The following is a 12,939-nucleotide window of genomic DNA, read 5'->3' as shown; positions in this document are numbered from 1 at the left end:
AAATAAGGAACTTAGTTCGCGACCGGCTTCTTCGGTCCGATCACGTACACCGTATATCCTTTCTTGGTGCCGAACTTGTGCGCATGGGCTTCGCTGTCGAAGTACACGTCGATCTTCTTGCCTTTGATCGCGCTGCCCTTATCCTCCGCGCGCCGGAATCCGACGCCGTCGATATACACCCACCATCCCATCGGAATGACGTTGGTGTCCACCGCGATCGTACGGCCTTCCGACACCGTCGTGCCCGAGGCGGTAATACCGTAACCCTTGTCGCCCTTCTGCTTGCCCGTCGAAGCGAGGCCGGCCGAATACGCCGTTAGCGTTACGTTCTTTAGCACGCCCTTCACGCCGAAGGTCATCCCGTCGAGCGTCACTTCTTGGGTTTCCGCCGACAAGACGGCTACCGCGTTCGTCACGGGCTTCGGCTCCACCTTCGTGCCGATGGCGACGATCTTCGCGAGGCTCTCCTGCTCCACCGTTCGAGCCAATACTTGTTCCGAAACGAGGACGCCGTCCTCGAACACCTTCTCGATTTGCTTAACAAGCACGCCCTCTTGGCCTTGTTGTACGACCTTCTCTTTACCCTTGAGCAGCGACTTGTCCTCTTGTTTGACCGTCTCGAACGGCAACGTGTGTTCCGTTTCCTCGACGACGCGTTGAACCCGTACGATCTTCACGTCGGCGGAAGCCGTCAGCCGTTCGTCGAGCGCCGGTTCGATCCGGTCCAGCTCGCCGAGCGTAACGCCCGCTTCGTTCAAGACGTCCCGCACGTTCGCTCCCGTCGTATACACTTCGACGGACTTGCCGTCCGCCGTAACGCTGACCGGGAACGCCCGATCGATCTCTACCGCAGCGCCGTGCTTCAGCCTCGACGTCAACGGCAGCGACGATTCGTCGTGCTCTCCTAAGACTACCCCTTGTTCTTCTAACACGTCTGCTACGGTCTCCGTCGTCGTAACGACCTCGATCGTGTTTCCGTCCGCGACGATGGATACGCGTTTGAACTGCGTACCGTACATCAACGCGGAGAATAGACCTACCGCCGCAAGCGCGCTTACGGCGACCGACAATAAAACCTTCTTATGAGCACGGGCCCAGCGCCATGCGTAAGACATGTCGGACAGACTTTCCTCATGGGTTCCTTGTACAGGAATATCCCCCATTGCTACAGTCCTCCTTACATAGTCCCGCCTTGTACGTGAGTTGTTGTCTCAGGTGCAAAGGATCGACGCGACTATATTCGTAGTGTGAGGCAACCGTTCGAATCCATGAAAAAAAGCCGGGACGAAGAGGCTCGTTCGCGGCTTTTCGTGGAAGCGAAAAGTGTGCATGTTCAGCACGGACGGTTACCTCTCTCGTAACGCTTACGAGGTTAGCTGTCGGATTCGGACCGGAGAGTGGCCCTATCTCGGCGTTCGCCGTACGTACAATGACGGCGTATCCGAAAATTCACCCCTAGACGTACCTTACGGATACGTCCGATGCGGTTCCCCCGTTTCCCCAAGCGATGGGCGGCTTCTGCAGTCGCTCATCGGGAAACTCAGCGATACTGGAAATATGTTGTAATCTTTATTTCATTCGGTGTCTGATAAGTATCATAAAGGGAGCAAGCCATCGTTGTAAAGAGGGGTCAATCCCCCGTAATCGGCGAAAATCGACGGAAATTCGGAATTTCTGGCCGGTTATCCGAAATAACCGTTTCGCGTTTCACCAATTTGCGCCAATTTCGCGCTTTATCTCCCCCTTTCTCCAATCGGGCGAAATAACGATGCCGCATTCGCGCTCGTGATCGCCGCGAAATCCTCCAATGAAAGCCCTTTGATCTCCGCCGCCGCCTCCGCGACGAGCCGGGCGAACCCCGTCTCATTTCGCTTCCCTCGATACGGATGAGGGGTCAAATACGGCGCGTCGGTCTCGACCAAAAGACGATCCATCGGCACCTTCGCCAGCACCTCTTTCGGCTGTTTCGCGTTCTTGAACGTAATCGGTCCGCCGAACGAGAGGTAGAAGTTCATGTCCAAACACATCTGCGCCGTTTCCCAGCTGCCTGAAAAACAGTGCATGACGCCCCCTACATCGTATGCCTTTTCCTCCCGCAATATGGCAACGACATCGGCATGCGCGTCCCGATTATGGATGACGATGGGCAGTCCAAGCTTCCGTGCCAACCGGATTTGCTCGCGGAAGACGCGGTGCTGAACGTCCTTCGGCGACGTATCCCAATAATAATCGAGCCCCATCTCGCCCAGCGCGACGACCTTCGGATGCGTACGCGCCAGATGCTCGACGTAGTCCAAATCTTCGGCCGTCATATCGATCGCGTCTTGGGGATGCCACCCCACGACCGCTTCGACGCAATCGAACGTTTCCGCGAGCGCAAGCGTCGTCGGGATCGAATCCCGGTTGCAGCCGATATTGATAATGCGGGTCACTCCCGCTTCGTTCGCGCGACGAACGATCGCCTCTCTCTCGCCTTCGAAAGAGGCGTGGTCTAAATGCGTATGCGTGTCCGTAATCATGGGTTCATTCTCCTCTCAGCCATTCCTCGGTTTCCGCCGTGACGTATGGATTGCCCGGCTCCAACATCCGTTCGGGCACGTAAATTCGGTGCTTCCCCGACGTCGTGCCGCTGATCGAGCGAACGATGTCGGACGCTTCGCTGATTTCGAGCAGCTCGCCGTCACGTTTCAACAAATAAATCGGTTTGCGATGCGCGTTTCGACCCGAGCGATAAACATCGTACGACAAATCTTTCGGAAAATCGACCTGCATATAATACTCCGGATCGTACCCTTCCCTGCGTATCGATTCCCGCAGCCGATCGAGCAGCGCGTCGTCGAGCTTCGACGGCGTGGCGTACTTGAACAATTTTCTATGTAGAAATCTTCGGCATAAATCCGACAAAATCGGATCCTTGTCGTTCGTCCACAACTCGAAGGCGGCTTGCGCCAGCGCTTCGTCCAACTGCAAATAATGCTCCGTGTCGAGCGTCCCGTCGAACAACCTGCGGAGCGACTCGGGCATGAAGAGGAACGCGTGACCGCTTTCGTATAATGATTTCGCTCGTGCGAAAATATTCCGCAGCACGATCTCCGAGCTCCGCGTCACCGGATGGAAGTACACCTGCCAATACATCTGGTAACGGGACGTCAAATAGTCCTCGACCGCATGCATGCCGCTCTCTTTCACGACGATTTGACCGCGATACGGTCGAATGACCCGCAGGATCCGTTCGAGGTCGAACATGCCGTAATTGACGCCCGTGCAGTACGCGTCCCGCAGCAAGTAATCCATCCGGTCGGCGTCCAGCTGGCTGGACACGAGCGACACGACGATCTCCCGCGGATACGTCTTGCAGATGACGGCCGCGACGCGGTCCGGGAACGTCGGATCGACGCCGCGCAGCACTCGGTTCACCTCGGTGTCGCCCTGAATGATGCGGCACGACCACGACTCGTGATGCTCGCCGAACACCGTCTCGATCGAGTGCGAGAACGGGCCGTGGCCGATGTCGTGCAGCAGCGCCGCGCACAAGCACAACAAGCGCTCCTCGCCGGGCCAATCCTCGAACCGGTTGCGCTCGAATTGACTGATGATCTTGCGGGCGATCTCGTATACGCCGAGCGAATGGGAGAAGCGGCTGTGCTCCGCGCCATGGAACGTCAAGTACGAAGTGCCTAGTTGTCGAATGCGGCGCAGCCGTTGAAATTCGCGCGTGTTGATTAAATCCCAAATCACGGGTTCCTGTACATAAATATACTTATGAACCGGATCCTTAAACACCTTTTCTTCGGGCCATATCGACATGGTTCGATCCCACCATTCTTCGCTATTTATCGACACGATTCGACATTTATTTCATTTCGTTGTCGAACGCCGCTGTCGGATCCTTATCCAATTTGTAGCCTCTTGAATATTGGAAAAGCCTTTAAAAATAAGGAATTTATAAACGCGTCAATCTACGTTGACTATTATGGGAATGCTTGGTATCATAGAAACTAGTAAAAATTATGTCGAATTATGGCGAGCATAAATTTATTGTTATTTTACATTTTGGGAGGAGTTATCCATATGATGAAGTCTACAGGTATCGTTCGCAAGGTCGACGAACTCGGCCGCGTCGTGATCCCGATCGAACTCCGCCGAACGCTTGGCATCGGCGAGAAGGACGCTTTGGAGATTTATGTCGACGGCGAGCGAATTATGTTGAAGAAATACGAGCCCGCTTGCATCTTCTGCGGCAACGCCGACAACGTCACCTATTTCAAGGGAAAAATTGTTTGTAACGAATGCTTAAAAGAAATGCCTACCCCTGTGACAAAATAAGAAAAATAGTATATAATAGCTTTATGACCCTGTTAATTCTAACCTTTTTATATCTCCTTATTGGCCTATGATCTCCAACGATTTCGTTGACGGATCATAGGCACTTTTTTGTCCTTATTCGGGCTTTCCCTGATGGATGGCGTTATAGAGTTCCCGCTTCGGCACATTCCGATCGATCGCGGCTTTCTTCAGCGCCTCCTTGTGCGGAAGCCCTTCCTTCCGTTCGTACGCCTCGACATGTTCGGCGGGCGTCAATTCGGCCCACCAGGCTATCTCGTCCTCGCCGTCCCCGGCAATTCCCGAATCCCCTTCCACCAGCACGCAATATTCGCCCATCGGCCCGTTCGCTTCCACATGCTTCAGGCAGCTCGAGATCGTGCCGCGCGCGAATTCTTCGTACCGCTTCGTCAGCTCTCGCGCCAGCACGCAACGGCGGTCGCCCCAAGCCTCCAGCATCAGCTTCAAGGTCGCCTCCACCCGATGCGGCGCTTCATAGAAGAGCAGCGTCGCCGGCTGGCGCTTCCAACGGGCCAGCGTCTCCGACGCCTTCCGCTTGTCGCGCGGCAAGAAGCCCACGAACGTGAACGCATCGGTCGGCAGCCCCGAGGCGACCAGCGCCGTCAGCGCCGCGTTCGGGCCGGGGATCGGTACGACGGAGACGCCTCGTTCGATCGCCTCCGCGACGAGATCCGCGCCGGGATCCGAAATCGCCGGCATGCCGGCGTCGCTGACGAGCGCGACCGTCTCTCCGGCGAGCAGCTTGTCCAACAGCGCTTCGCCGCTTTTCCCCTTATTGTGCTCATGGTATGAAACCAGCTTCCCGGGAATGTCGAAGTGCGTCAGCAGCTTCCTCGACTGCCTCGTATCCTCCGCCGCGATCCATGTTGCTTCCTTTAATATATGTACCGCTCTGTACGTCATATCGTCCAGGTTTCCGATCGGCGTTCCGACGATGTAGAGCGTGCCGTACGGCGTTCGCCCCTCGTCGCGGAAGCTGCGCTGGATGCGCGCCTCTTCGGCGTTGTCTAGCATCGCGTCTCCCTCCAATTCGCGTGGGTTATCCCTTCAGTTCGTTCTTGCGTCCATAGAAAATGTCGAGCAGCTCTTCCGTATAAGAACCGTCCGCTTCGTGCACGACGAGCGGCGGGAGCAAGCGAAGCTCCGGCTTCCCGTCCTTCAGCGCTTCGATCAGCACGATATTCGCCTCTTGGTCGCGGCGCGGATGAATGAAGCGCATCCGCTTCGGCTCGAGCTTCGCCGCGCGCAGCTCCGTGACGATCTCCGCGAGCCGCGACGGCCGGTGGACCATCGCTACCTTCCCGCCCGACTTCACGAGCCTCGCGCATGCCGACGTCACGTCCGACAGCGTCGCGAACAGTTCGTGCCTCGCCGCGGCGATGTGGGGATTGCCCTTGATCTCTCCCGACGTCGCCGGCAGGTACGGCGGATTGACGGTGACGAGATCGAAGCTTCCGTGACCGGCTTGTTCGTGGTACGTCTTCAGGTCGGCCAGCTCGATCCGCACGCGATCTCCCAGCTCATTCAGTTCGACGTTGCGCCGCGCCATGTCAGCCAGCCGCGGCTGGATTTCAACGCCCGTAATCCGCGCCCCCGTGCGCGTCGTCAGCAGCAGCGGAATCACCCCGTTGCCGCTGCACAGATCGACGATCGCGCCCGCCTTCGGCACCGAACAGAACCTCGCCAGGAGGACGGCATCGAGGGAGAAGCTGAACACCTCGTCGCTCTGTATGATTTTCAAATCCTGCGTCAATAAATCGTCCAACCGTTCGCCCGGCTGCAGCTCGACTCGCTCGGCCTTCATCGACCGGTCCCCCTTCCTTAGCATCCCTCATGAAATCGCAAAAAACCGCAGGGCTGTGTAGTCCTACGGTTCTTCCGTCTACTTATTAAAGAAGGATAAGCAAAACAAACAATCGCCTTCGGTGCGAAGATGCCCGTAGTATACGTTGCAGATATGAAACCCTTCGTGGTACAGCCGGGCCAGGTTATCGTACCCCTCGCCGACTTGTCCGGCGGCGTCCTGCGTTTCGGCCTCCGGCCGCTCCGCGGTCTCGGCCGCCCTTGCCGCCGCCGCGTCCGAGGCGGAAGCGGCGGGCGTCTCCGCCGTTCCGTTCTCTTTGCGCAATATTTTGCGTAGTTGCTGGTTTTCTATGCTGAGCCGCTTGTTCTCTTCGAGCAGCAGGACGATCTGCTTCCGCAGCCCTGTCAGCTCTACCCCGAACTTCGCGAACATGTCTTCCATGTGCGTGACTTGGTCGTATAGCTCTTTTCTATCTTCCACCGTTCCACCCCTGGAAAGAGACAACCTTTACGCTTCTTGCTCCGCGACGTCGTCTAGCGGGAAATCGGATACTCGGTTGCCGGCTTCCGCCACGCGAACGCTTACCATCCGCGAGGATGGATTGATCCCGACGACGACGCCCGTGCCGGCCGACGTAATGACGCGAGCGCCTACGGACGGCAAGTCCTGTTTCACGCTCTCGTAGTTGTCATGTTCGAATTTCAAGCAACACATCAATCGTCCGCACAATCCCGAAATTTTCGTCGGGTTGAGCGACAGGTTTTGATCCTTCGCCATCTTGATGGAGACCGGCTCGAAATCGCCGAGCCACGAAGAGCAACAGAGAATGCGCCCGCACGGACCCAATCCGCCGAGCAGCTTCGCTTCGTCGCGAACGCCGATCTGGCGAAGCTCGATCCGCGTCCGGAACACGCCGGCCAGGTCCTTGACGAGCTCCCGAAAATCTACGCGGCCTTCCGCGGTAAAATAAAAGATCACCTTGTTCCGGTCGAACGTGTACTCGACGTCCACGAGCTTCATCTTTAGGCCGTGGTCCCGAATCTTGTCCACGCATATATCGAACGCGTTCTTCGCGGCCGCCTTGTTATCGTCCACGACCTTCGCGTCGTTCTGATCGGCGACGCGAATGACCCGCTTCAGCGGCAGCACGACGTCCGACTCGCGAACCGTCTTCTTGCCGATGACGACCTTGCCGTATTCCACGCCTCGGGCCGTCTCAACGATGACGTTCTCGTGATCCTCGACCGGCAGGTCGCTGGGGTCGAAATAATAAACCTTGCCCGCCTTCTTGAAGCGGACGCCTACGACTTGATACGTATCCATCATGTCCCTCCTTGCAACGCGAATAAAAACCGTTCAAGGACAAGTTGGGGGTTCGCATGCCCGCGGAGCTTCCGCTTGGCCTTCAGCGCTTCGTCCATCACGGCGACCCAATGATGGGCCGGCTTCGACATGGCTTGCTTGGCATGGAACTCCAGTTGATCTATGAACACGACCGTTGCGGTCTGTTGTCGTTGCAGTACGATCATATCTTTACACCATAAGGCGAATAAATCGAACAAGGTGTCCAAGTGCTCGGACATCTCCCCTTTGCCTGCGACCGACTGCGCGGCCAGCATGCTGGCGGTGAATCCGCGGGTAGACTCCTTAGCCAATTGTAACACTGCGTTTCGGATTTCTGCAAACCAATTTAATTGGATAAGCTCGCGCGCCGTCGACAGCCCGGGCGCCAGCCGTACCGCCGGTTTGACCAGCGCCGGAGGATGCCCCTCCCGCAGCAGCTCCGCCTCCATCGTCTCGGGGGACAACGGCAGGAATACCATGCGCTGCGTACGCGAACGAATCGTCGGCAAGAGGGCTTGTCCGTTCTCGGTGATGAGGATGGCTACCGTCGCGGAGGTCGGCTCCTCCAAGAACTTCAGCAAGGCGTTCGCCGCTTGCGGCGTCAGCCGATCGGCGCTTTCGATGACGTAGACTCTCGGCTTCGTCCCCGCCGTTCGATAAGCGAATTGCTTCTGCAGCTCCCGCACTTGATCGATCTTCACCGTCGCCCCGTCCGGATCGACGCTCAGGACGTCCGGATGATTGCCGTTATCGATCTTCCGGCATTCGGCGCACTTCCCGCAAGCGTCGTCGCCTCCCTCCAGACAATGAATCGCCTGGGCGAGCGCATGCGCCGTCGCTCTGCGGCCCGTGCCGCGCGGCCCTTCGAAGACGTAAGCATGCGACAGAGCGTCGGAGCGGAGCGCCGCCTGCAGCTGCATCTTCACCCTGTCCTGACCGGGAATATCTCGGAATGGCATGTCCTTCGCTCCTAGTAAAACAAGTTGATCAGCAGTCCGCGAATTTCGCCGACTTTGCCCAGCAGCTCGATGCGGCCGCCTTCCGTCGCGAGCAGCTCGTCCGCCATCGCAAGGAGCGCCTGGTCGATCTCGTCCAACAATTGATATCGTTTGGTTCTGCCTCTGCGGTCCCAGCCCCTCGTTTCCTTCAGCCCGACGCCTTTGCGCACCGTGTCTTCCAGGAAACGTTGAACCAACACCTTATATTCTCTAAGCTCGCGCACCGTCATCGAACGGGCCAGCCGTTCGCCTTGCTGCGCGATGCGTTCCATCCGTCGGGCCAACTCGTCCTGCGACGCCGCTTCCCGTTCCTGCCTTAGAAAGCCGGAGAACGGCCTAGCGGACGCGGAGGTGCCAGAAGCCCCTTCGTTCCGAAGGGGCTCCTTGCCGAACGGGCGGATGCCGGGATTGATTTTCACGTCGATCCGCCTCCGTGTCCGAAATCATTCGATCGTGCTTCGCATTATTCTTAGAAATGTTCGAACCGCTCGACCGGCATGATGAAGACGGCGGCTCCGCCGACCTGCACCTCGACCGGGAACGGAATGTAGGAATCCGTCGTACCGCCCATTGGCGTGACCGGCGTAACCAACTGATCGCGCACCTTGCAATTCGACTTGATGACCTCGAGGACGTCCTGCACGCGATCGTCTTCGATCCCGATCATGAACGTCGTGTTTCCGGCTCTCAGGAAGCCGCCGGTGCTCGCCATCTTCGTCGCTCGAATCCCCTCTTTAATCAAGGCGTTCGACAAGCGGTTGCTGTCCTTATCTTGCACAACTGCGATTACAAGTTTCATCCTAAATTCCTCCTCTGAGCGATTTTGTTATTGCTGTTGCTGTAACAAACGGTCGAAGTCCGCATGGATGTCCGCGGCGATGTCGGCGACGGTCCGATTCGCGTCGATCAACATCACGCGCTGCGGTTCGGCTTTCGCGATCAGTAGGAATCCGTCTCTCACTCGTTCGTGGTATTCTCTCTCTTTTTGCTCGATGCGGTCGAGTCCCGCGCCGCTCGCCGCAAGCGCTCGGCTCAACAGCCGTTCGCGGCTTACCGCCGCGGGCACATCCAGCAAATACGTCCGGTGCGGGCGCAATCCGCCGGTCGCGAACCGATTGATTCGGGCCACCTCCTCGGGATCCCGGCCTAAGCCGTACCCTTGGTAGGCGATGCTCGCGTCGACGAATCGATCGCAGATCACGACCTTCCCCCGCTCGAGCGCCGGGACGATCACTTCGCGAACGTGCTGCGCGCGCGAAGCCGCATAGAGCAGTATTTCCGTTTCGTCCATCATTTCCCCGTTATCCGGAGACAGGACGATCTCGCGCAGCCGATCCCCGATCGGCGTCCCGCCGGGCTCTCTCGTCCTTACGACGTCCGCCCCCATCGACGCCAGCCGCTCTCCGAGCAGCTTCATCTGCGTCGTCTTGCCGGACCCGTCGGGTCCTTCGAAAGTAATAAACAAGCCTTTCACTTGCAGGCTCCTAACATAGTATATTGCCTAGCTGCCATTAGGGTTCCTTGCGAACGCCGATCATTCGAAGCGAACGGTCTCGCACGCCTTGAACCGAAGCGCCTTGCTCCCGGAGGCGAAGCGCCGCCGAGGCGACCTCCCGCGTAATCTTCTCGCCGGGCAAGAGGATCGGAATGCCGGGCGGATATGGAATGACCATCTCCGCGCACGTCTCGCCTGCCGCTTCTTCCCATGGAATGAATCGCCGTTCGTCCGGCCTTGCGGCCGAAATCGCGTCCTCCGCCTTGAAATAGACGGGTGCGGACAAGGATAATGCCCCTAATGCATACATATTCGAGAAATTTTGCTGAATTTCCTTCTTTTTCGCCGGAAATCGTGAGGCAAATTCTTGCAACGTCGAGAGAAGCCGTCCGATCTCCTCCGTCGACGTGGCGGCGCTGCAGGCCAGGACGACATACGACTCGTTCGCCATCTCCGTATAGATGCCGACCTCGGCTAGACGCTCCGCCAGCTCGTAGCCCGTCCACTCGCCGGCCCCGTCGTATAGGAGCGGCTTTAAGGGATCCGCGGTCGTCTTGACGCCGAATCTTCCGCCCGTCGTCGCTCGCAACGCTTCGCCCAACCCATCGATCGCATGGAGCGCCTCCGCGAAAAGCTCTTCCCCTCTCGTATGCAGCTCCCGCCTCGCCCAGTCGAGCGATGCGAGGATGAGGTAGGAGGGACTGGAGCTCTGCAGCATGCGTAAGTACGCCTCGATGCGCTCATGCGGGATACGGTCGCTTCCCACGTGCAGCATGGCGCTCATCGTCAAAGCGGGGAGCATCTTGTGCGTCGACTGTATGACGACGTCCGCCCCTTGCTGCAGTGCGGATTTCGGAAACCGCGGATGTCGCCCGAAATGCGCTCCATGCGCCTCGTCGACGATGAGCGCTTTCCCCCGGGCATGCGCCGTCTCCGCGATCGCGCCGATGTCCGCGGCGATCCCGTAGTAATTCGGGCTCGTTACGAAGACCGCCTTCGCCTCGGGATGCTCGTCCAACGCGCGCGCGATCGCGGCCGCCGACACGCCGCCGTATAACCCGAGCTCCTCGTCAGCTTCCGGGAGGACGAATACCGCTCCGGCGCCAAGCAGCATTAACGCGTGGATCGCGGACTTGTGCGCGTCGCGCTGCATCACGAGCAGTTCTCCCGGTCCGGCCGCCGCATGGATCGCCGCTAAGTTGCCGACGGTGCTGCCGCCGACGAGGAAATACGTTCGCCGCGCCCCGAAGCATTGGGCGGCGAGCGCCTGCGCCTGCTCGATCGCGCCCGTGGGCGCGTGTAGATCGTCCAGACCCGGCAGCTCGGTCGCATCGTAAGCCCCAGCCGCTCCGAGCCAGCTCGCCGCATCCGGGTCGGACCCGTATGCGGCGCCCGCTTTATGGCCCGGCACATGAAAGCCCGCCCGACGACGCGACCGATGCGCGGCGAGCGCGGCCACGACCGGCGCATCGCCCGGTTGAAGCGTCCGCTTGTCCGTCATCGGGCGCTTTCCCCCTTTTTCGACAATCTCTACTTGTATCTTACCTCGTTCTCCATCAGAAAAAAAGACTCTCCGCCGTCGCGCCCGACCGTCGGAAAGTCTTTCGCTCCCTATGAGAATCGCATTAAGCTATGCGTCCTTTTTATACCATACTCGTTTCATCTGTGTAATGAAAAACGGGTACTTCTCGTCTTTCACGTCCGTCCGTACCATCTCCGTCTCGCAATCCGCGCAAATAAATTGACCGCAAATATGAATTCCTTCCGAACGCGTCTCTTCGCAAATCATGCAGGTCATCGGCTCCGCTTCGGGATTCAGCGCATTCATTGGGCAGCTCACCTTTCTCGTTTTACTCCCAGTATTGCCTTTCTTCTAAATCTCTAAACTTTTTTTGCCGAACTTGCTATAATTGAGAATCGATATTTGATCTCCATTGTTCGCCGCTGTTCCTTATGTATATGTGGGCGCGGGGAGAAGCGTGAATGAAACCCGAAGACGCCGAGGTGACAGTTGTGGCGATGCAAGCAGTGACGCCCGCGAACGAAAAAGTGATCTATCAATACAAGCTCCTTAAGAGGATTCGCCGTCATCCTTTGATTAGCCTTGTTTATTTAGGATTTCTTATTTTATGGCTTTCGATCGTACCGATTTTCCAAGGGGAGGCGAACCTCTTGCTCTGGGGCATCGGCGCCTTGATCGGCTGGCAGGCGGCGTATTACGTCCTGACGACGGCGCTCCTCCGCCGGGAACGGGAGGAGTTAGGGTATTCCCGGCGGTACGGTTGGCTTCTTGCATGGCCTTGGTTCGGGTACCTGCCGACCTCCAGCGTGCCGTTCCGACAATATCGTTCGATCCAGCTGCACATGACCGCGATCGGCGTGTTGGCGACGGCGGGATTGGCCGTCTGGGTACCGCTCGCCGCGGCGCTAACCGCAGGCTTCGTCCACCTCTGGTGGATGGCGCCGCGCCTGTACCTGTCGATGGCGATGAAGCGGTCCGCTCAGCCGGGCAGCATTGTTGCCATGACGGCCGCAGATGTAGGCTTATATTCGCCGTAAGCGAAAAAGATGCGATCGAAAAAAACGCCTCCGGATCGATGGCTCGATCTAGAGGCGTTCTTTGCTTCTCGGCTTGGCGACGTCCTACTCTCCCGGGACCCTGCGGTCCAAGTACCATCGGCGCTGGAAGGCTTAACGTTCGTGTTCGGGATGGGTACGCGTGGTTCCCTTCCGCCATTATCACCAAACCTATATAGTTCAGGGGTTGCTCCCTGAAAACTGGATGCGAAACAATTGTACACTCCGAATATGTTGGATAAGTCCTCGACCGATTAGTATTCGTCAGCTCCACGCATTGCTGCGCTTCCACCCCGAACCTATCAACCACGTCGTCTACATGGGGTCTTCAAGCAGGGAAATCTCATCTTGAGGGGGGCTTCACGCTTAGATGCTTT

At 58.0% G+C, this 12,939-nt stretch carries 15 protein-coding genes, 2 rRNA genes and 1 riboswitch; of the genes, 2 read left to right on the top strand and 15 right to left on the bottom strand.

Annotation, left to right across the window (positions count from 1 at the left end):
• Positions 1-11: 11 nt before the first annotated feature.
• From FE782_RS29655 to FE782_RS29645, 3 genes are all read right to left on the bottom strand, one after another.
• Positions 12-1,163: a resuscitation-promoting factor gene (locus FE782_RS29655; RefSeq protein ID WP_138197971.1), complete on the bottom strand. Its 1,152-nt coding sequence runs from the start codon at positions 1,161-1,163 to the stop codon at positions 12-14.
• 182 nt (positions 1,164-1,345) lie between these two features.
• A riboswitch (cyclic di-AMP (ydaO/yuaA leader) is annotated at positions 1,346-1,517 on the bottom strand.
• Between the two features lie 216 nt (positions 1,518-1,733).
• Positions 1,734-2,519, bottom strand: a complete 786-nt coding sequence (locus tag FE782_RS29650) for a TatD family hydrolase (protein ID WP_138197970.1) — start codon at positions 2,517-2,519, stop codon at positions 1,734-1,736.
• Between the two features lie 4 nt (positions 2,520-2,523).
• Complete coding sequence (locus FE782_RS29645; protein WP_138197969.1) at positions 2,524-3,807, bottom strand: HD domain-containing protein; 1,284 nt, start codon at positions 3,805-3,807, stop codon at positions 2,524-2,526.
• 264 nt (positions 3,808-4,071) lie between these two features.
• On the opposite strand from FE782_RS29645, the gene FE782_RS29640 reads away from it, so the two are divergent.
• The gene (locus FE782_RS29640; protein ID WP_138197968.1) at positions 4,072-4,326 is read left to right on the top strand and encodes an AbrB/MazE/SpoVT family DNA-binding domain-containing protein; all 255 of its coding nucleotides are present in this window, start codon (positions 4,072-4,074) and stop codon (positions 4,324-4,326) included.
• 114 nt (positions 4,327-4,440) lie between these two features.
• Here FE782_RS29640 and rsmI read toward each other — a convergent pair whose 3' ends face one another.
• From rsmI to FE782_RS29590, 10 genes are all read right to left on the bottom strand, one after another.
• The gene (gene rsmI / locus FE782_RS29635) at positions 4,441-5,358 is read right to left on the bottom strand and encodes a 16S rRNA (cytidine(1402)-2'-O)-methyltransferase (RefSeq protein WP_138197967.1); all 918 of its coding nucleotides are present in this window, start codon (positions 5,356-5,358) and stop codon (positions 4,441-4,443) included.
• Positions 5,359-5,383: 25 nt separating this feature from the next.
• Positions 5,384-6,148: a tRNA1(Val) (adenine(37)-N6)-methyltransferase gene (locus FE782_RS29630; protein ID WP_138197966.1), complete on the bottom strand. Its 765-nt coding sequence runs from the start codon at positions 6,146-6,148 to the stop codon at positions 5,384-5,386.
• A 78-nt stretch (positions 6,149-6,226) separates the two neighbouring features.
• Positions 6,227-6,589, bottom strand: a complete 363-nt coding sequence (locus FE782_RS29625; protein ID WP_138198016.1) for an initiation-control protein YabA — start codon at positions 6,587-6,589, stop codon at positions 6,227-6,229.
• A 66-nt stretch (positions 6,590-6,655) separates the two neighbouring features.
• The gene (locus tag FE782_RS29620) at positions 6,656-7,471 is read right to left on the bottom strand and encodes a PSP1 domain-containing protein (protein WP_138197965.1); all 816 of its coding nucleotides are present in this window, start codon (positions 7,469-7,471) and stop codon (positions 6,656-6,658) included.
• Positions 7,471-8,451: a DNA polymerase III subunit delta' gene (gene holB, locus FE782_RS29615; protein ID WP_138197964.1), complete on the bottom strand. Its 981-nt coding sequence runs from the start codon at positions 8,449-8,451 to the stop codon at positions 7,471-7,473. The genes FE782_RS29620 and holB overlap by 1 nt, the downstream gene beginning before the upstream one ends.
• 11 nt (positions 8,452-8,462) lie before the next feature.
• Positions 8,463-8,909: a YaaR family protein gene (locus tag FE782_RS29610; protein WP_138197963.1), complete on the bottom strand. Its 447-nt coding sequence runs from the start codon at positions 8,907-8,909 to the stop codon at positions 8,463-8,465.
• Between the two features lie 50 nt (positions 8,910-8,959).
• Complete coding sequence (gene darA / locus FE782_RS29605) at positions 8,960-9,289, bottom strand: cyclic di-AMP receptor DarA (RefSeq protein ID WP_138197962.1); 330 nt, start codon at positions 9,287-9,289, stop codon at positions 8,960-8,962.
• 27 nt (positions 9,290-9,316) lie between these two features.
• Positions 9,317-9,964 carry a dTMP kinase gene (gene tmk, locus FE782_RS29600; RefSeq protein WP_138197961.1) on the bottom strand — a complete coding sequence of 216 codons (648 nt, stop codon included), beginning with the start codon at positions 9,962-9,964 and terminating at the stop codon, positions 9,317-9,319.
• A gap of 37 nt (positions 9,965-10,001) precedes the next feature.
• The gene (locus tag FE782_RS29595; protein ID WP_138197960.1) at positions 10,002-11,486 is read right to left on the bottom strand and encodes an aminotransferase class I/II-fold pyridoxal phosphate-dependent enzyme; all 1,485 of its coding nucleotides are present in this window, start codon (positions 11,484-11,486) and stop codon (positions 10,002-10,004) included.
• Positions 11,487-11,615: 129 nt separating this feature from the next.
• Entirely contained in the window at positions 11,616-11,783 is a 168-nt protein-coding gene (locus FE782_RS29590; protein WP_138198015.1) for a sigma factor G inhibitor Gin, read from the bottom strand.
• A gap of 185 nt (positions 11,784-11,968) precedes the next feature.
• Here FE782_RS29590 and FE782_RS29585 point away from each other — a divergent pair, with 185 nt between their 5' ends.
• Positions 11,969-12,544: a hypothetical protein gene (locus FE782_RS29585; RefSeq protein WP_138197959.1), complete on the top strand. Its 576-nt coding sequence runs from the start codon at positions 11,969-11,971 to the stop codon at positions 12,542-12,544.
• 71 nt (positions 12,545-12,615) lie between these two features.
• Here the strand turns inward: FE782_RS29585 and rrf are convergent.
• Both rrf and FE782_RS29575 read right to left on the bottom strand, forming a co-directional pair.
• Positions 12,616-12,732 (bottom strand): 5S ribosomal RNA (gene rrf / locus FE782_RS29580).
• Positions 12,733-12,796: 64 nt separating this feature from the next.
• Positions 12,797-12,939 (bottom strand): 23S ribosomal RNA (locus tag FE782_RS29575); the annotation flags it as partial.

Source organism: Paenibacillus antri, assembly GCF_005765165.1.
GTDB classification, from domain to species: domain Bacteria; phylum Bacillota; class Bacilli; order Paenibacillales; family YIM-B00363; genus Paenibacillus_AE; species Paenibacillus_AE antri.
The sequence above is the reverse complement of the archived record's forward strand: the minus strand, read 5'-3'. Positions and strand labels throughout refer to the sequence as shown.